Source organism: Faecalibacterium sp. HTF-F, from assembly GCF_023347535.1.
GTDB lineage: Bacteria > Bacillota > Clostridia > Oscillospirales > Ruminococcaceae > Faecalibacterium > Faecalibacterium wellingii.
On record NZ_CP094473.1, the window covers coordinates 540441 to 558122 of the forward strand.

Consider the following 17682-nt stretch of genomic DNA (forward strand, 5'->3'; position numbering starts at 1 on the left):
TGAAGTCACGGCAAACACGGATGAAGTTTTTGCCGCGGGAAGAAGATGGAACGGCCGGTCATCGGCCGGGCAGGCGTCCTGCCTGCCGGAAAAGGGCCCCGTGCTGCATGGGCGCACGGCAGGCCCGGAGGGAATGGGAATGAAACAGAATAGACCCTGCCGCCTTGTGTGTGTGCTGTGTGCGCTGGCTTTTGCACTGACAGCTCTGCCCATGGCGGCTTTTGCACAGCAGCCGGAGGAAACCGCCGCTGTGCAGCAGAGCCTGACGGCTGCGGATGTGCGCGGGATGCAGCAGGCAGATGCTGCAGTCACGGAGCTGACCGACAGCGAGGATTACACCCGGATGAGCGAGGACGAGCGCATCGATGCAGCCCTGCAGCAGCTGGAAGAACTGACCCGGCAGGGCCTTGTGAAGCAGGGCTCTGTGTACACCGATGCCGAAAACGGCATGGTGAGCTTTACCTACAGCTGCGGTGCGCTGGGCGGCATTCTGGTCGCAGACCCGGAGGAGGAGAACGCTGTCGCTCTGCCGCAGCTGGAAAAAGAACAGCTGCAGCAGCTGGCCGAGAACAAGCGAGTGGGCACGGCGGCCATCTATTACGCCTTTGACAACACCATCAACAGCGCCCGCTACCCCTACTATGCCTATATGCAGACCTATTGGGATTCGGTGGGGCTGCAGACCAGACTGGACACTACCGTTACCGTGTCCGACCTGCGCAGGATGGGCGATTACGACCTGTGCATCCTGAGCACCCATGGTGCCTACTATACCTATGAATACGGCTGGCTGTGGAAAAGGACCGCCACCGAGCCGCTGATTCTGCTGAGCGAAAAATCAGAATTCTGGAGCGACCTGCGCTATGGTTTTGACCTGCTGGCCCACCGTGTGGTCAAGGTGAACGGTATGTATGCCGTCAACGGCGATTTCTTCCGCAGTGCATACCGGGGCAATGGCATCGTGCTCAGCGAGACCTGCGAGTTCTATGGCAAGAACGGCCATGTGGATACCGCTATGGCAGACGGCCTGCTGGCAGGCGGTGCCAAAGCCGTGATGGGCTATGTGAACAATGTGTACTCGGTGTATTCCCGCAGCATGCTGTGGGCCACCGTGAACCGGATGATCGAAGGCGAAACGCTGGAGCAGGCCGTGGACTATGCCAAGAGCATCTACGGCACCGATGATATCATCTGGTACAACGAGCAGGGCGGCAGACGGCCCCATGCGGCGGCATCCTATGCGATGCTGAGCGGAAGCCGGAGTGCCGTGCTGCCCAACCCCTACACGGCAGAAGAAGCTGCGGCTGCGGCCTGAGCAGACCCCGCAGCGGTTTCTTGGCATTGCGCTTTTGTGCAAAGTATATTATACTAAGGGATGGCAGAGCTCTGCCGTCCCTTTTGCTTTATAAAATGAGGTAAGCTTCATGTCTGAATATATCACCCACTCCCGTGCCGAGACCGTGGCGCTGGGCGCACGCATGGCCGGCGCTCTGGCACCGGGCTCTCTGGTGGCCTTTACCGGCGGGCTTGGCGCGGGCAAGACCGCTTTCACCGAGGGCCTTGCGCAGGGGCTTGGCTGCACCGACCCGGTGTCCAGCCCTACTTTTGCCATCGTGAACTATTACCGCGGCCCGAGACCGCTGGCACATTTTGACCTGTACCGCATTTCCACCGAGAATGATCTGTGTGCGGCAGGCTTTTACGATTATCTGGATCAGGGGGCCGTTGTGGCGGCAGAGTGGAGCGAGAATTTCGCCGACCTGCTGGCGCTGGAAGACCCCATCCGGGTGGACATCCAGCGCGTGGACGAGAACACCCGCAGGATCACCATTGAGGGGGTAACGCTATGAACATCTTAGCCGTGGATACGGCGGGCAAGACGGCCGGTGTGGCTCTTTTGCAGGACGACCGCCTGCTGTACGAGGTCTATCTGGACGCGGGCATGACCCACAGCGAGACCCTGATGCCCATGATCGACACCTGCCTGAAGATGTGCGGCATGACCTGCGCGGACATCGACCTGTACGGCGTCAACGCCGGCCCTGGCAGCTTTACCGGCCTGCGCATCGGTCTGGCAGCGGTGAAGGGCCTTGCCTTCCCGCGGGAGACGCTGTGCGCACCGGTGTCTACGCTGGAAGCACTGGCCGCAGCACACACCGGCGAGGGCACCGTGCTGTGCGCACTGGATGCCCGCCGCGCACAGGTGTACAGCGCCGCATTCGAGCTTTCCACCCACCGGCGCCTGCTGGAGGACGATGCCCGGGCTGTGGCTGATCTTGCAGAATTTGTAGAAAATTGCAAAAAGCCCCTGTTTTTTGTTGGTGATGGCGCTTCTCTGTGCTATAATAAATACAGCAGTGTGCCGGGCGTGCTGCAAACACCCCCGGCGCTGCGCGGCGGACGGGCTGCAGCGGTAGCCCTTGTGGCAAAGCAGATGGCCGCAGCCGGACAGGCTGTGCTGCCGGAGGCGCTGCTGCCGGATTATCACCGCCTGAGTCAGGCGGAGCGGGAGCGCGCAGAGCGCCTTGCGGCCGAAGCTGCGGCAAAGAAAGAAAAAGCTTGAGTTATAGTTTGCGTTACAAGAGAAAGGACGTTTTTCCATGGCAAGACCCATTGCACTGGCCGCTGACCACGGCGGATTTGAACTGAAGGAAGCTGTCAAGGCACATCTGAAGGAGCTGGGGCTGGAATACATCGATTTTGGCACCCACAGCACCGACAGCGTGGATTACCCCGACATGGCAGTGCCTGCCTGCGACGCCGTGGTGAACGGCCAGTGTGAAAAGGCACTGCTGTTCTGCGGCACCGGCGTGGGCATCAGCATGGCGGCAAACAAGATCAAGGGCATTCGTGCCTGCTGCTGCTCCGACAGCTTCAGCTGCGAGTATACCCGCCGCCACAACGACGCCAACGCCCTGTGCATGGGTGGCCGCGTCGTGGGTGCAGGCTTGGCCTGCCAGCTGGTGGATCTCTTCCTGAACACCGAGTTTGAGGGCGGCCGCCATCAGCGCCGCATCGACAAGCTGACCGCACTGGAGAACCGCTGATTCTCAGGTTTGACGATTGGAATGGCCTCCGTTTTACTCTGGCCATGAATCAAGGAAAAAATTTTTTTGATTTCGCGTTTGTCGCGGCCCCGACGCTTGTCAGGGCAAAGCCCTTCCATCTGCTATCGCAGATCGCTCGCCTGCTTGAAAGACCCACTGGGGCTTTCATTGCTGCGCAACCGCAGGGCCGCTCCAAACGCATTTTCACAAAAGGGGCCGTAATGGGCAGCTGCATAGAAATACTGCAGTGCAGATGCCGTTTTTCGTTACGACCCTTCTGATCATGGCGAAGCGCACGCAGAGCCGTTTCAGAGCGTGATCCCGTACCCGATAGAGTTATCTATTTAAAATAAGGAGCGTGTTTTTATGACCCCGATGATCGTTGAGCATCCGCTGCTGCAGCACAAGCTGAGCATTCTGCGCAACAAGCAGACCGGTACCAAGGAGTTCCGTGACCTCGTTGGCGAGATCGCGACCCTGCTGTGCTACGAAGCGACCCGTGACCTGCCTCTGGAAGAGGTGGAGATCGAGACGCCCATCACCATGGCAAAGACCAAGGTGCTGGCTGGCCGCAAGCTGGCTCTGGTGCCCATCCTGCGCGCAGGCATGGGTATGCTGGACGGTATGCTGACCCTGCTGCCCGCTGCAAAGGTGGGCTTCATCGGCCTGTACCGCAACGAGGAGACCCTGCAGCCCGTGGAGTACTTCTGCAAGCTGCCGCAGGACATTGCAGAGCGTGACGTTCTGGTTCTGGACCCGATGCTGGCCACCGGCGGCAGCGCCATCGATGCCATCACCCAGATCAAGAAGCATGGCGCAAAGCGCATCAAGTTCATCGGCCTGATCGCTGCTCCGGAAGGCATCAAGGCCCTGCACGAGGCACACCCTGATGTGGATATCTACCTCGGCGCAGAGGACGACCACCTGAACGAGAACGGCTACATCGTTCCCGGTCTGGGCGACGCCGGCGACCGTATCTACGGCACCAAGTAAAAAGCGCGTTTTATCGAAAAATGAAAAGATGCAGCTCACACGGGTGGGCTGCATCTTTTTTGTTGTGATAAAGGAAAACCCTCTCAGTCATCGCTGCGCGATGCCAGCTCCCCCGAAGGGGGAGCTTAGCGCTCTTACAGGAAGGCAACAAAAGCTCCCCCCTTCGGGGGAGCTGGCACCGAAGGTGACTGAGAGGGTTCTGCTCAGATCTCGGCCAGAATGGCGTCGCCCATGGCGGTGCAGCCAAGGCAGGTGCAGCCCTCGCTCATGTTGTCGGCGGTGCGCAGGCCCTTGTCCAGCACCTTGTTCACGGCGTTCTCGATGGCGTCGGCTTCCTCGGTCAGGCCGAAGGAGTAGCGCAGCATCATGGCGGCAGACAGGATGCAGGCGGTGGGGTTCACGATGTCTTTGCCCGCAATGTCCGGGGCGGAGCCGTGGATGGGCTCGTACAGGCCGCGGGTGCCGTCGCCCAGAGAAGAGGACGGGATCATGCCGATGGAGCCGGTGATCATGGAAGCCTCGTCCGACAGGATGTCGCCGAACATGTTCTCGGTGACGATGACATCGAACTGGGCAGGGTTCTTGACGATCTGCATGGCGCAGTTGTCCACGAACATCTCGCTGTATTCCACATCCGGGTACTCGGCCTGCAGGCGGTGCATCACACTGCGCCACAGGCGGCTGGTGTCCAGCACGTTGGCCTTGTCCACGCAGCACAGCTTTTTGCGGCGCTTGCGTGCGGTCTCGAAGCCGATGCGGCCGATGCGCTCGATCTCGTGCTCCGAGTAGGGCATGGAGTCGATGGCCTGCTTCTCGCCGCTGGCGAGGGTGTGGGTCTCGTGGTTGCCGAAGTATACGCCGCCGATCAGCTCACGCACGATGATGAAATCGATGCCCTGTGCCACGATCTCGGGCTTCAGGGGGCTGGCAGGAGCCAGCTGGGGCCAGATCTTGGCCGGGCGGTTGTTGGAGTACAGGCCCATGCCTGCACGCAGGCGCAGCAGGCCCTTCTCCGGGCGCTGCTCACCGGGCAGACCCTCCCACTTGGGGCCGCCCACGGCACCCAGCAGGACGCTGTCCGCAGCAAGGCACTTGTCCAGCTCGTGCTGGGGCAGCGGGTCACCGTACTTGTCAATGGCTTCGCCGCCCATGGCAGCGTCGGTGTAGTGGAAGGTGTGGCCGTACTTTTCGGCCACCTTGTCAAGCACGCGGATGGTCTGCTTGACGATCTCCGGGCTGGAGCAGTCGCCCCAGATGACAGCAATGTTTTTTTCCATTGGGAAACTCCTTCTATCGGTTTGAACCCTCTCAGTCAATGCCTGCGGCATTGCCAGCTCCCCCGAAGGGGGAGCTTTTCAGGCGGGTAAGATATTGTTCGTTGCTTATCCTGGAAGAAAATACATTCGGGAAGATGGCAAAAAGCTCGCCCTTTGGGAGAGCTGGCGCGAAGCGCCTGAGAGGGTTACTGCTGCTTTGCCTTGATGGACTTCATCAGTCCACCGGCCGAGATGATCTCCTGAATGAACGGCGGGAAGGGCTCGGCGTGGAACACCTTGCCGTTGGTCTCGTCGGTGATGACGCCGGTGTCAAAGTCCACGCTCACGGTGTCGCCTGCGTTGATGGCGTCCACGGCCTCGGGGCACTCCATGATGGGCAGACCGATGTTGATGCTGTTGCGGTAGAAGATGCGGGCAAAGCTCTTGGCAATGACCACCGAGATACCGGCGGTCTTGATGCACAGCGGTGCGTGCTCACGGGAGGAGCCGCAGCCAAAGTTCCAGCCGCCCACCATGATGTCGCCGTCCTTCACCTTCTTGACGAAGTCCTTGTCGATGTCTTCCATGCAGTGGCTGGCCAGCTCTTTGGCGTCCTGCGTGTTCAGGTGGCGGGCCGGGATGATGACATCGGTATCCACGTTGTCCGGGTATTTGAAAACAGAACCTTTAGCGTTCATTGTTGTGCTCCTTTCCGATCAGACCGTGCGGGGGTCGGTGATGTAGCCGGTCAGTGCGCTGGCGGCGGCAGTGGCGGGAGAAGCAAGGTAGACCTCGCTCTTCACATGGCCCATGCGGCCCACAAAGTTGCGGTTGGTGGTGGAAACGCAGCGCTCGCCCTCGGCCAGAATGCCCATGTAGCCGCCGAGACACGGGCCGCAGGTGGGGGTGGACACGATGCAGCCTGCATCGATGAAGGCGGTGGTCCAGCCGCGCAGGATGCATTCCTTGTAAACGGCCATGGTGGCGGGGATGATGATGCCGCGCACGCCCTTGGCAATGTGCTTGCCCTTGAGCACGTTGTAGGCGGCTTCCATGTCCTCCAGACGGCCGTTGGTGCAGCTGCCGATCACTACCTGATCGATCTTGATGTCCTTGCCTTCGCTGGCAAGGTGGGTGTTCTCGGGCAGGTGGGGGTAGCTGACGGTGGGCTCCAGCTTGTCCAGATCGATCTCGATGGTCTTTTCGTACTCGGCATCGGGATCAGCGGTGTAGAACACCGGCTCACGCTGGCTGCGGCCCTTGAGGTAGCTGCGGGTCACATCGTCCACCGGGAAGATGCCGTTCTTGGCACCGGCCTCGATGGCCATGTTGCAGATGCACAGGCGGTCGTCCATAGTAAGACCGGCAACGCCCGGGCCGGTGAACTCCATGGATTTGTACAGCGCACCGTCCACACCGATCATGCCGATGATGTGCAGGATCAGGTCCTTGCCGGACACCCGGGGGCCGAACTTGCCCTTGAGCACGAACTTGATGGCGGAGGGAACCTTGAACCATGCCATGCCGGTGGCCATACCGGCAGCCATGTCGGTGGAGCCGACGCCGGTGGAGAAGGCGCCCAGTGCACCATAGGTGCAGGTGTGGCTGTCCGCACCGATGACGCAGTCGCCTGCGGTCACGATGCCTTTTTCAGGCAGCAGGGCGTGCTCAATGCCCATCTGGCCCACATCGTAGAAGTTGAGGATGTCGTACTTGTTGGCGAACTCGCGGCACTGCTTGGACTGGGTGGCACTCTTGATGTCCTTGTTGGGCACAAAGTGATCCAGCACGATGGCAATGTGCTGTTTGTCGAACACGGAGTTGAAACCGGCACGCTCGAACTCGTTGATGGCAACGGGGGTGGTGATATCGTTGCCCAGCACGATGTCCAGCTTTGCATTGATGAGCTGGCCTGCCTTGACCTCGGCAAGACCAGCATGTGCGGCAAGAATTTTCTGCGTCAGGGTCATTCCCATGATGGTACTCTCCTTTTATCGAAAAAATGCTTTTATTTATTATTGATCGCGCTCACCAGTGCCTTGATGCCGGCCACGATGATATCGGTGTCGGTGCCGGCACCCCATGTGACGGTGTTATCGCCCCAGACAAGGCCGACGTAGGAGGCAGCGCGGGAGGTGGAGCCTTCGTCCAGACTGTGCTCGGAGTAGGTCTCGAGGTGGAACTCCATGCCGGTGGCACTCTGGATGGCGTTTGCCACGGCGTCTAGACGGCCATTGCCCACCGAGGTGACCACCTTGCGCTGACCATTCAGCTCCAGCGTGACGGTGGCAGTGATGCCGCCCACCTGTGCAAAGTGGGCTTCCAGAACGTTGAGCGGCTTGCAGCGGTTGAGGAAGGCATCCTCGAAGATGTGCAGCACCTCGTTTGCGCTCAGCTCCTTGTGGCTGTGGTCGGAAACGCTCTTGACCTTGTAGCCCAGCGCCTCGCGCATCTTGGGCGGCAGGTTGTAGCCGAAGTTCTGCTCCAGCACAAAGCCGATGCCGCCCTTGCCGCTCTGGCTGTTGATGCGGATGACGTCGGCGTCGTAGGTGCGGCCGATGTCGTGGGGGTCCACCGGGATGTAGGGGCAGGTCCAGCGGTGCTCGCCATGCTCCTTGCGGTAGGCCATGCCCTTTGCAATGGCGTCCTGATGGCTGCCGGAGAAGGCGGCGAACACCAGCTGACCGGCGTAGGGGGTGCGCTCGTAAATGTGCATCCGGGTCACTCGCTCGTAGGTGGCGCAGATGTCCGGCATATCAGAGAAGTCCAGCTTGGGGTCTACGCCGTGGCTGTACATGTTCATGGCCAGCGTCACCGCGTCCACGTTGCCGGTGCGCTCGCCGTTGCCGAACAGGCAGCACTCCACCCGCTGTGCACCCGCCAGCACGGCCAGCTCTGCGCAGGCCACGCCGGTGCCGCGGTCATTGTGGGGGTGGGTGGAGATGATCACGCTGTCGCGGTATTTCAGGTGCTTGTCGCAGTACTCGATCTGGTTTGCGTAGACATGCGGCATGCTCATTTCCACGGTAACGGGCAGGTTGATGATCATGGGGCGGTCCGGGGTGGGCTGCATGATGTCCAACACGGCATTGCACACATCCACGGCGTAGTCCACTTCGGTGCCGGTGAAGCTCTCGGGGCTGTACTCGAACAGGAAGTTGCCCTCGTACTCCTGACTGAGCTGTTTGACCAGCTTTGCGCCGTCGGTGGCGATCTTCTTGATCTCCTCCTTGCTCTTGTGGAACACCTGCTCGCGCTGGGCCACAGAGGTGGAGTTATAGAAGTGGATCACCGCCCGGGGCGCGCCCTTGACGGCCTCAAAGGTCTTGCGGATGATGTGGTCACGGCACTGGGTCAGCACCTGCACGGTGACATCCTCGGGGATCATGTTCTTCTCGATCAGGGTGCGCAGGAACTCGTACTCGGTGTCGCTGGCGGCAGGGAAGCCCACCTCGATCTCCTTGAAGCCGATCTTTACCAGCATCTGGAAGAACTCCAGCTTTTCCTCAAGGCTCATGGGCACGATCAGGGCCTGATTGCCGTCGCGCAGGTCCACACTGCACCATGCGGGGGCCTTTTCAATGTGATCCTTCTTTACCCAGCTGTCATAGCCTGCGGGTACCGGGTAGTAACCCGGAGCGTACTTGGTTGCGTCCATCATAATGTGCGTCCTCCTGATGTTGTGGTGAGACGAACCCTCTCAGTCAGCCCCTGCGGGGCTGCCAGCTCCCCCAAAGGGGGAGCTTTTCGGCTTCTGACGGGCAAGTCGGTCCTTCTTCGAAGAAAGATCTCTTCCCTTTTCTTAAAGCTCCCCCCTCGGGGGAGCTGTCGCCGTCAGGCGACTGAGAGGGTTTACATACGAAAAGGCTCTCGTCTTTCAAGGCGAAAACCTTGAGAGACGAGAGCCTGTAAATTCAAACTACAGGGCACCCGTGGTACCACTCTCCTTGCTGCGCCTTTGGGCACAGCCGCTTTGCACGATCGGCTTTTTGCGGCGAATCGCTGCCCGGGTAACGGTGGGCGTCCGTCAGAGCCTACTTGCATGTTCAGCTCTGCCGCTCAGGGGCCAGTAACCGAAGCCCTCTGCACCCGCCTTGCACCACCCGGCGGCTCTCTGTACGCAGAAGAAATTCGTTTTTTCCCCGTCAACGCATTTGTGCTTTTTTCAAAGTGGACTAAGTTTAGCATGATTCGCGGGCAGTGTCAAGCAGTCTGGCTCATTCTCAAAATGAAACAATTTCACAAAAGAAGGGGCAGAATTTTCCAAAATTGTGCACGGGGCACTAATGTTAACAATTTGCTAAGTTTTTGGAAAGTTCTGCTCGAACCGCTGTTGCGGGCCCGGCGGCTGTGCTATACTACTTGCATCAAGAACCAAAGGAGGAAGCGTCATGAAAGAAGTCAAGCCTTCCAAAAAGCCGCTGGCGATCTATTACGCCATCGTGCTGGCGGTCCTGCTGCTGCTCAACCTTGTGCTGCTGCCGTGGATGAGCGAGCGTCAGGTGGAGGAAGTGGACTACGGTACCTTTATGACCATGACCGAGGAAAAGAACATCGGCCGTGTGGATATCGAATCCAACCAGATCATTTTTACCGATAAAGAGGAAAAGCAGGTCTACAAGACCGGCCTGATGAACGACCCGGAGCTTACCCAGCGCCTGTATGATGCCGGAGCGCAGTTTTCCAGCGAGATCGTGGAGCAGGGGTCGCCGATGCTCAATTTCCTGATCTGGTTCCTGCTGCCCATCCTGCTGTTCAGCTTCATCGGCAACCAGATGAACAAAAAGCTGATGGAAAAGGCCGGCGGCGGCCCGGGGGCTATGATGTTCGGCGGCGTGGGCAAATCCAACGCCAAGGTCTATGTGCAGTCCACCCACGGCATCCGCTTTGCGGATGTTGCCGGTGAGGATGAAGCCAAGGAAAACCTGCAGGAGATCGTGGATTACCTGCACGATCCCGGCAAGTACGAGAGCATTGGTGCATCCATGCCCAAGGGCATCCTGCTGGTGGGCCCTCCGGGCACCGGCAAGACCATGCTGGCCAAGGCCGTGGCAGGCGAATCCAACGTGCCCTTCTTCTCCATTTCCGGCTCGGAGTTCGTGGAGATGTTCGTGGGCATGGGCGCGTCCAAGGTGCGCGACCTGTTCCGGCAGGCAAAGGAAAAGGCCCCCTGCATCGTGTTCATTGATGAGATCGATGCCATCGGCCAGAAGCGCAACAGCGGCAATCTCGGCGGCAACGATGAGCGTGAGCAGACTTTGAATCAGCTGCTCACCGAGATGGACGGCTTTGAGGGCAACACCGGTGTTATCATTCTGGCGGCCACCAACCGCCCGGATTCGCTGGACCCGGCCCTGACCCGTCCCGGACGTTTTGACCGCCGCGTGCCGGTGGAGCTGCCCGACCTCAAGGGCCGCGAAGAGATTTTGAAAGTGCACGCCAAAAAGGTGGCGCTGGCCCCGGGCATCGACTTCAACACCGTGGCCCGCATGGCCTCCGGCGCCTCCGGTGCGGAACTTGCCAACATCGTCAACGAAGCAGCCCTGCGCGCCGTGCGTGCAGGCCGCAAGAGCGTGACGCAGGCCGATCTGGAGGAGAGCATCGAGGTGGTCATTGCAGGCTACCAGAAGAAAAACTCCATCCTGACCGATAAGGAAAAGTGCATCGTGGCCTACCACGAGATCGGCCATGCACTGGTGGCGGCCAAGCAATCCAACTCTGCCCCTGTGCAGAAGATCACCATTATCCCCCGCACTTCCGGCGCACTGGGCTACACCATGCAGGTGGACGAGGGCAACCACTACCTGATGAGCAAGGAAGAGCTGGAAAACAAGATCGCTACCCTTACCGGCGGACGCGCCGCCGAGGAAGTGGTGTTCCGATCCATCACCACCGGTGCCTCCAACGATATCGAGCAGGCCACCAAGCTTGCCCGCGCCATGCTTACCCGCTACGGCATGAGCAAGGATTTTGACATGGTGGCGCTGGAGACCGTGAACAACCAGTATCTGGGCGGCGACACCTCGCTGGCCTGCTCGGCGCAGACCCAGCGCGAGATCGACCAGAAGGTGGTGGAGCTGGTCAAGGCCCAGCACGAAAAGGCCATCCGCATCCTGACCGACAACCGCGCCAAGCTGGACGAGCTGGCACAGTATCTGTACCAGAAGGAGACCATCACCGGCGAGGAGTTCATGGAGATCCTGAACCGGGAACCGGCACAGGCCCAGTGACCCCGGCGGCAGAGCTTCCAAAAAATTTTTTTAGCCCGCTGCAATAATTCCGCCGCCGCATCCGTTTATAAGACAGATGCGGCGGTTTTGTATTACACCGCATGGCAGACCATGGTTTTCCACAAAACAAAAATGTGCGGTGCAAAACCGCCATCAACGGAGGTATTCCAAATGAAACTGAACCATAAATTTGTCCGTACCGTCACCACCACCGCTGCAGTGCTGGGTGCTGCCGCTATGCTGAGCGTGGGCGCATTTGCCGCAGAGGCAGACATCAACGACCCTGTTGCCGCAGGCTATCTGCCCCCGCAGGAGCAGATGGTGCAGGGGGATATCGCCCTGCACAGCGCCGATGTGGCGATCGGCGAAAAGGACCCCACCTACGGCGGCTACGGCGCACCGGAGGGAAACCCCATTCAGGGCAATATCATGCTGATCTCCGGCGATGAGCTGGCCGCCCCGTCCGCAGATGCAGCGGCGAAAAAGAGCGAGGCCCGCTACACCGTCAAGGGCCTGTTCGGCAGAGAAGTGCTGTACACTGCCCGCCAGAAGGACAGTGTGCTGACGCTGGATGTGCCCGCCGGTTCTGCCACCTTCCGCACCACCGTGCAGGACATGCAGACCCTGCTGAACGAGGGTGTGAGCACGCTGGTGGTCCAGACTGAGAAGGGCTCCACCACCCTGAACCTGTCTCTGCTGGTGGAGGGCCAGAAGGGCACCGACCGCGTGGTGCTGCGCCGACTGGGCGAAAACACCTTCCTCACCGTGGGCCTGCGCTGCCGCCGCGATTTGATCGTGGGGCGCTGACCGCTGAGATCAAATGATGAAAGGGCTGCTGCACGCAGGGATGTGCAGCGGCCCTTTTTGCGCTTTTCTGTTAAGTTTTTGAAAATTTGCGCAGATGTCTTTGCAAAGTCTGCCGGGAGATGTTATAGTTAAATTGAAACAGTATGCATTCCCGATAGAAAGGAAAAGACGCCATGGAGCACTTTGTGGAGTTTGAGGACGTTTGCAAATACTACCAGACCGGCAGTGTGAAGATCGCCGCCGCAGACCACCTGAATTTCTATGTGGATAAGGGCGAGTTCTGTATCATCGTGGGGCCCTCCGGCGCAGGCAAGACCACCCTGCTGAACATCCTTGGCGGTATGGACAGCTGCGACGAGGGCAACGTCTGGCTGGACGGCCAGAACGTGAGCCATTTTACCGCCAGAGAGCTGACGACCTACCGCCGGTACGATGTGGGCTTTGTGTTCCAGTTCTACAACCTTGTGCAGAACCTGACCGCACTGGAGAATGTGGAGCTGGCCAGCGAGATCTGCCGCGACCCGCTGGACCCCAAAGAGACTCTGCGCAGCGTGGGTCTGGGAGAGCGGCTGAACAACTTTCCGGCCCAGCTTTCCGGCGGCGAGCAGCAGCGGGTGTCCATTGCCCGCGCACTGGCCAAAAACCCCAAGCTGCTGCTCTGCGACGAGCCCACCGGTGCACTGGACTACAAGACCGGCAAGCAGGTGCTGGCCCTTTTGCAGGATACCTGCCGCCGCACCGGCCGCACGGTGATCGTTATTACCCACAACACCGCCCTGACGGCGATGGCAGACCGCATCATTCAGGTGCGCAGCGGTAAGATCGTCTCCAATCAGGTCAACGAGCACCCTGTGCCGGTGCAGGAGATTGAGTGGTGAGAGCTGTGCTGAAAAGTTATCGTAAAAACATCCTGCGGGAAATGAAGGACAATCTGAGCCGCATGGTCTCGCTGTTCGGCATCGTGGCGCTGGGCGTTATGATGCTGACCGGCCTGATGAGTTTTGCGCCCAGCATGCGCATCGCCGGGCAGAAATACTACGTGCAGCAGAACGTATTCGACCTGCGGGTGCTGTCCACGCTGGGCCTTTCGGAGGAGGACATTGCCGCCATTGCCGCCGTGGACGGCGTGGAGGCTGTGCAGCCGGTGAAATATCAGGACGTGGAGGCCCAGTGGCAGGGCCAGAGCGAGACGGCGGTGGTGCGCCTGCAGCAGCTGCCCGCCGACCCTGGGGCCGACACGGCAGAAAATATGGACCGTCTGGTGCTGCTCTCGGGCCGGATGCCTGAGGCTCCGGACGAGTGCGTGGTGCATGTGATGGGCTACGGCGACCCGGTGGAGCCGGGCACGGTGCTCACCCTGCCGGAGGACACCGAACATGTGAGCCGGAAGCAGTTCACGGTGGTGGGCACCGTGCAGGACCCGCAGCATTTTTCCACGGACAAGGAGAGCAGCACCGCCGGTGACGGCCAGCTGGATGATATCGTATTCCTGCCGGAAGGCAGCCTGACCATGGATTATTATACGGCGTGCTATCTCAAGGTGAAAAATGCCGGTCTGTATGATAATTACTCGGACGAGTATCAGGTGACAGTGGATGACACAGCCGCAAGGGTAAAGGCCATCAGCGGCGCACAGTGCACGGCCCGGCGGGCGGAGCTGATCGAGGACGCCAGTGCAGAGCTGGCCGACGCCCGGGCCGAGTACAACGACAAAAAAGCCGAAGCGGACCGTCAGTTTGCAGAGGCAGAGCAGCAGCTGGCCGATGCACAGGCGCAGCTGGACAGCGCCAAAGCCCAGCTGGACGCGGGCGAAGCGGAGCTTGCCGCCAGCAAAAAGGCCCTGCCGGATACCATGCAGGGCGGTGCGGACGAGCTGGTGAGCGGCGAGCAGCAGCTGCTGGAATTTGAGGATCAGCTGCAGCAGATCGAGATGCTGGTGAACCTGAAAAAGGTGGCCGACCCGCTGCTGGGCTATGCGGAAACGGCTCTGCACAACGCGCAGAAGGCGCTGGACGAGGCCGAGCCCGCCGACGAGGAATACACCGACCTGCGGGACGCCCTGCAGAAGGCGCAGGATGCTTATGACAACATCAGCGGCCAGCTGAACGGCTATCAGGCCCAGCTGGACGCGGGCAAGCGCCAGATGTATGCACAGGGGCTGATCTCTTCGCCCAGCCTTTCCAACGAGCAGCTGGTGACCGAAGCCAAAGCCGCACTGCGCCAGATGAAGGTAAAGCTTCTGCAGGGGCAGCTGCAGCTGACCACCGGCACGGCCACAGCCTACACCCAGTTCGATGCGGCACGCACCCGGCTGGACGAGGGCTGGCAGGAATACAGGGACGGCGTGCAGCAGCTGGCCGATTCCCGCGCGGAGTATGAGAGCCGGAAGGCCGAAGCCGAACAGCAGCTGGCCGACGGCCTTGCCCAGCTGAACGACGCTGAGGAGCAGGTGAGCCAGATCAAGAGCGGCGAGTGGTATGTGCTGGACCGCGGCTCCACCATGAGCTTTGTCACCTTTGAGCAGTATGCCGACCGCATGGATGCCATTGCACGGGTGTTCCCGGTGTTCTTCTTTCTGGTGGCGGCACTGGTGGCCACTACTACCATGACCCGCATGGTGGACGAGAACCGCCTGCAGCTGGGCACCCTGAAAGCGCTGGGCTACTCCAACGCAAAGATCGCAGGCAAGTACCTGTTCTATGCCCTCAGCGCCAGCGTGCTGGGCAGCATCGTGGGCATGATCATCGGCTTTGTGGTGTTCCCGCTCATCATCTGGTACGCCTACCAGATGATCTTCAGCATGTCCACCTTCACGCTGCACTTTTACCCCGGCATGGCGGCAGCCAGCGTGGCCATCAGTGCGGCCGTCATCGGTTTTGCCACATGGAGCGCCTGCCGCGCCAGCCTGAAGGAAAAGACCGCAGCCCTGTTGCTGCCCCGGGCACCTGTGGCGGGCAAGCGTATCTTTTTGGAGTACATCACCCCGCTGTGGCAGCACATGAGCTTCTCCCAAAAGACCACTGCCCGCAACCTGTTCCGCTACAAAAAGCGCTTTTTCATGACCGTGCTGGGCGTGGCGGGCTGCACAGCGCTGCTGCTGATCGGCTTTGGCATTCAGGATTCCATCCTGCCCATCGTGGACAAGCAGTCTGAGCAGCTGACCCACAACGATATGACCATCGTCCTCAGCGACGAAAAGGCGCTGACCATGGAACAGGGCCTTGCCAGCACGCTGGACAGCAGCAGTGCGGTCCGCAGCTGGGGCGCGTTCTACACAAAGTCCACCACCCTTTATAATGAAGAGGGCGGGAGCGCCGACGTCAGCATCGTGGGCGCGGAGGACGATGCCCGGATGACCGAATACTTCACCTTCCGCACCCGGGTGGGCCACGATCCCATACCCTTTGAAGAGGACAGCGTGATCCTGACCGAAAAAACGGCCCTGAATCTGGGGCTGAGCGTGGGTGATACGTTCTACGTGGAGGCTGCAGACGGGAGCCGTGTGCCGCTGACCCTGACCGGCATTGCCGAGAACTACATGTTCACCCGGCTGTATCTGTCCGGTGCACAGCTGGAGAGCCTGCTGGGCGGCACACCGGAGTGGAATACCGTGTACGGCCTGACCGGCTGTGCCACCGAGGCAGAGTACAACGCCCTGCGCACAAAGCTGCTGGGCTGCAACTACGTCAGCAGCGTCAGCTTCACCGAGGACACCACCTCCATGTTCGGCAGCCTGATCGGCAGCCTGAACTACGTGGTGGTGCTGATCATCGTGTGCGCGGCGGCGCTGGCGGCGGTGGTGCTGTACAACCTGATCAGCGTCAACCTTGCCGAGCGCAAAAAGGAGCTTGCCACCATCAAGGTGCTGGGCTTCTATGACAAAGAAGTGTACCGCTACATCTTCCGCGAAATCGAGCTTTTGTCCCTCATCGGCTCCGGTGTGGGCCTGCTGCTGGGCGTGCCGCTGCACCGGTTCATCATCCTGACCGTGGAAATGGATCAGCTGATGTTCATTCGCACCATTGCACCCCGCAGCTACCTACTGGCAGTGGCGCTGACCATGCTGTTCACCGTTGTGGTCTGTTTTGCCATGCGGCGGCATGTGCGCCATATCAGCATGGTGGAAAGCATGAAGGCACCGGAGTAATTGTTCACTCCTGCAGCGCGGCAAAGAACCGGTAAATTCATAAAAGCTTCATATAAAGAACATGTTTTCGCTGAAATTATCTGGTATCCTGATATTACCGGACAGGCAGAGCCGCAACTGCCTGAATGGGTAACATGATTCCTCCTTTACAAACCAAATACCGCAAAAAATACCGCGCCCCGTCTGTTCCGCAGCAGACAGGGCGCGGCGTTTTGTTATGGACGAAAAGCACAGTGCGAGCTGCCGCTCAGACCGTCAGCCCTGCAGCCTCTTCCGCGATTGCATCGGCCTGCATCTGAGTGAGCACCCGGCACTTGACCATCCGCTTGAGCACGGTCTGGGTGCGCTTGAGGGCCAGCTCCGGGCTGCTGGCGTAGAGTGAGGGCGCGTTGGGCAGGCCCGCCAGAAACACGGCTTCGGCATCGGTCAGCTGAGCGGGCTCCTTGCCAAAGTACCCCTCAGCGGCCTGCGTAATGCCGTAGCAGCCGTTTCCAAAATAGATGGTGTTGGCGTACATCTCAAAGATCTGCTGCTTGGAGTAGGCCTTTTCCAGATCGAACGCGGCCAGCATTTCGGCGGCCTTGCGGGCCAGATGCTTGTCCTGCGTGAAAAGCTCGTTCTTGGCAAGCTGCTGGGTCAGGGTGCTGCCGCCCTCGGCCAGAGAGTGGGTGCGCAGATCGGCCAGCAGGGCGCGGGCGATGGCCCCCGGGTCGATGCCCTTGTGGGTCATAAAGTGCTCGTCCTCGGTGCAGATGACCGCATTGATATAGGTCTGCGGCAGCGCATCGTAGGAGGTATAGCTCCCGCGGGCACGGATGGTGTCGTACATGGAAGCCACCGGGTAACTGCTGGCGGCACTGCGGTACAGCTGCCTGCCCTGATAAAAGAACCAGCCGCCTGCCAGCAGTCCGCCGAGCAGCAGAATGCACAGGAAGGTGAGCAGGCTCTGTGTTACAAAACGAAAGAAACGATGAAGCATCGAAAAACTCCTTTGATGATAAAAAAGAACGCTACCATAATAAACGATTTGCCGGGCTTTTGCAAGAATGATTCCAGTATAGCAGCAAATTTTTAAGGTTTTATCAAGGAATGGAAAAAGTTCTCCGAAGAAACAGAAAAAGTATGACTCCTGTTGCAACTGCACAAGGCCCTGCCGCAAATGCGGGCTGCGCATCGTGCAGAAAACTCAATTTGCAAAAAAC

14 protein-coding genes and 1 other annotated feature are annotated in these 17682 nt (G+C 59.8%); of the genes, 9 read left to right on the plus strand and 5 right to left on the minus strand.

Annotated features, from left to right (window positions below; genetic code table 11):
- Positions 1–139 precede the first annotated feature (139 nt).
- From MTP37_RS02540 to upp, 5 genes are all read left to right on the plus strand, one after another.
- Positions 140–1315, plus strand: a complete 1176-nt coding sequence (locus tag MTP37_RS02540) for a hypothetical protein (RefSeq protein WP_249238067.1) — start codon at positions 140–142, stop codon at positions 1313–1315.
- Between the two features lie 109 nt (positions 1316–1424).
- Entirely contained in the window at positions 1425–1850 is a 426-nt protein-coding gene (tsaE, locus tag MTP37_RS02545; protein ID WP_249238068.1) for a tRNA (adenosine(37)-N6)-threonylcarbamoyltransferase complex ATPase subunit type 1 TsaE, read from the plus strand.
- Positions 1847–2563 carry a tRNA (adenosine(37)-N6)-threonylcarbamoyltransferase complex dimerization subunit type 1 TsaB gene (tsaB, locus tag MTP37_RS02550; protein WP_249238069.1) on the plus strand — a complete coding sequence of 239 codons (717 nt, stop codon included), beginning with the start codon at positions 1847–1849 and terminating at the stop codon, positions 2561–2563. The genes tsaE and tsaB overlap by 4 nt, the downstream gene beginning before the upstream one ends.
- Positions 2564–2600: 37 nt before the next feature.
- Positions 2601–3047 (plus strand): ribose 5-phosphate isomerase B, encoded by a 447-nt coding sequence (rpiB, locus tag MTP37_RS02555; protein ID WP_249238070.1) that lies wholly within the window; start codon positions 2601–2603, stop codon positions 3045–3047.
- A 366-nt stretch (positions 3048–3413) separates the two neighbouring features.
- Positions 3414–4040, plus strand: coding sequence for a uracil phosphoribosyltransferase (gene upp, locus MTP37_RS02560; RefSeq protein WP_249238071.1), 627 nt, complete (start codon positions 3414–3416; stop codon positions 4038–4040).
- Between the two features lie 203 nt (positions 4041–4243).
- Here the strand turns inward: upp and leuB are convergent, their stop codons facing one another.
- The 4 genes from leuB to MTP37_RS02580 all read right to left on the minus strand — a co-directional run bounded on the left by leuB (position 4244) and on the right by MTP37_RS02580 (position 8957).
- Complete coding sequence (gene leuB, locus MTP37_RS02565) at positions 4244–5317, minus strand: 3-isopropylmalate dehydrogenase (protein WP_249238072.1); 1074 nt, start codon at positions 5315–5317, stop codon at positions 4244–4246.
- 185 nt (positions 5318–5502) lie between these two features.
- The gene (leuD, locus tag MTP37_RS02570) at positions 5503–5994 is read right to left on the minus strand and encodes a 3-isopropylmalate dehydratase small subunit (protein WP_005942253.1); all 492 of its coding nucleotides are present in this window, start codon (positions 5992–5994) and stop codon (positions 5503–5505) included.
- An 18-nt stretch (positions 5995–6012) separates the two neighbouring features.
- Complete coding sequence (gene leuC / locus MTP37_RS02575) at positions 6013–7272, minus strand: 3-isopropylmalate dehydratase large subunit (protein WP_249238073.1); 1260 nt, start codon at positions 7270–7272, stop codon at positions 6013–6015.
- A gap of 32 nt (positions 7273–7304) precedes the next feature.
- Positions 7305–8957 carry a 2-isopropylmalate synthase gene (locus tag MTP37_RS02580; protein ID WP_097774024.1) on the minus strand — a complete coding sequence of 551 codons (1653 nt, stop codon included), beginning with the start codon at positions 8955–8957 and terminating at the stop codon, positions 7305–7307.
- A gap of 230 nt (positions 8958–9187) precedes the next feature.
- Positions 9188–9454 (minus strand) — a binding site (T-box leader).
- 233 nt (positions 9455–9687) lie between these two features.
- Here MTP37_RS02580 and ftsH point away from each other — a divergent pair.
- The 4 genes from ftsH to MTP37_RS02600 all read left to right on the plus strand — a co-directional run bounded on the left by ftsH (position 9688) and on the right by MTP37_RS02600 (position 16480).
- The gene (gene ftsH / locus MTP37_RS02585) at positions 9688–11526 is read left to right on the plus strand and encodes an ATP-dependent zinc metalloprotease FtsH (protein ID WP_249238074.1); all 1839 of its coding nucleotides are present in this window, start codon (positions 9688–9690) and stop codon (positions 11524–11526) included.
- 171 nt (positions 11527–11697) lie between these two features.
- Positions 11698–12333 carry a transcriptional regulator, IclR family protein gene (locus MTP37_RS02590; RefSeq protein ID WP_249238075.1) on the plus strand — a complete coding sequence of 212 codons (636 nt, stop codon included), beginning with the start codon at positions 11698–11700 and terminating at the stop codon, positions 12331–12333.
- A 173-nt stretch (positions 12334–12506) separates the two neighbouring features.
- Positions 12507–13211 carry an ABC transporter ATP-binding protein gene (locus MTP37_RS02595; RefSeq protein ID WP_005942271.1) on the plus strand — a complete coding sequence of 235 codons (705 nt, stop codon included), beginning with the start codon at positions 12507–12509 and terminating at the stop codon, positions 13209–13211.
- Entirely contained in the window at positions 13208–16480 is a 3273-nt protein-coding gene (locus MTP37_RS02600; protein ID WP_249238076.1) for an FtsX-like permease family protein, read from the plus strand. Before MTP37_RS02595 ends, MTP37_RS02600 begins: the two co-directional genes overlap by 4 nt.
- A 247-nt stretch (positions 16481–16727) precedes the next feature.
- Here the strand turns inward: MTP37_RS02600 and MTP37_RS02605 are convergent, their stop codons facing one another.
- A complete protein-coding gene (locus MTP37_RS02605) occupies positions 16728–17459 on the minus strand; it encodes a biosynthetic peptidoglycan transglycosylase (RefSeq protein ID WP_249238077.1) in 732 nt (243 codons plus the stop codon).
- Positions 17460–17682: the final 223 nt, after the last annotated feature.

Coding starts and splice junctions, on each gene's coding strand:
- MTP37_RS02540 (WP_249238067.1), top strand. CDS start 140: ATGAAACAGAATAGACCCTGCCGCCTTGTGTGTGTGCTGTGTGCGCTG.
- tsaE (WP_249238068.1), top strand. CDS start 1,425: ATGTCTGAATATATCACCCACTCCCGTGCCGAGACCGTGGCGCTGGGC.
- tsaB (WP_249238069.1), top strand. CDS start 1,847: ATGAACATCTTAGCCGTGGATACGGCGGGCAAGACGGCCGGTGTGGCT.
- rpiB (WP_249238070.1), top strand. CDS start 2,601: ATGGCAAGACCCATTGCACTGGCCGCTGACCACGGCGGATTTGAACTG.
- upp (WP_249238071.1), top strand. CDS start 3,414: ATGACCCCGATGATCGTTGAGCATCCGCTGCTGCAGCACAAGCTGAGC.
- leuB (WP_249238072.1), bottom strand. CDS start 5,317: ATGGAAAAAAACATTGCTGTCATCTGGGGCGACTGCTCCAGCCCGGAG.
- leuD (WP_005942253.1), bottom strand. CDS start 5,994: ATGAACGCTAAAGGTTCTGTTTTCAAATACCCGGACAACGTGGATACC.
- leuC (WP_249238073.1), bottom strand. CDS start 7,272: ATGGGAATGACCCTGACGCAGAAAATTCTTGCCGCACATGCTGGTCTT.
- MTP37_RS02580 (WP_097774024.1), bottom strand. CDS start 8,957: ATGATGGACGCAACCAAGTACGCTCCGGGTTACTACCCGGTACCCGCA.
- ftsH (WP_249238074.1), top strand. CDS start 9,688: ATGAAAGAAGTCAAGCCTTCCAAAAAGCCGCTGGCGATCTATTACGCC.
- MTP37_RS02590 (WP_249238075.1), top strand. CDS start 11,698: ATGAAACTGAACCATAAATTTGTCCGTACCGTCACCACCACCGCTGCA.
- MTP37_RS02595 (WP_005942271.1), top strand. CDS start 12,507: ATGGAGCACTTTGTGGAGTTTGAGGACGTTTGCAAATACTACCAGACC.
- MTP37_RS02605 (WP_249238077.1), bottom strand. CDS start 17,459: ATGCTTCATCGTTTCTTTCGTTTTGTAACACAGAGCCTGCTCACCTTC.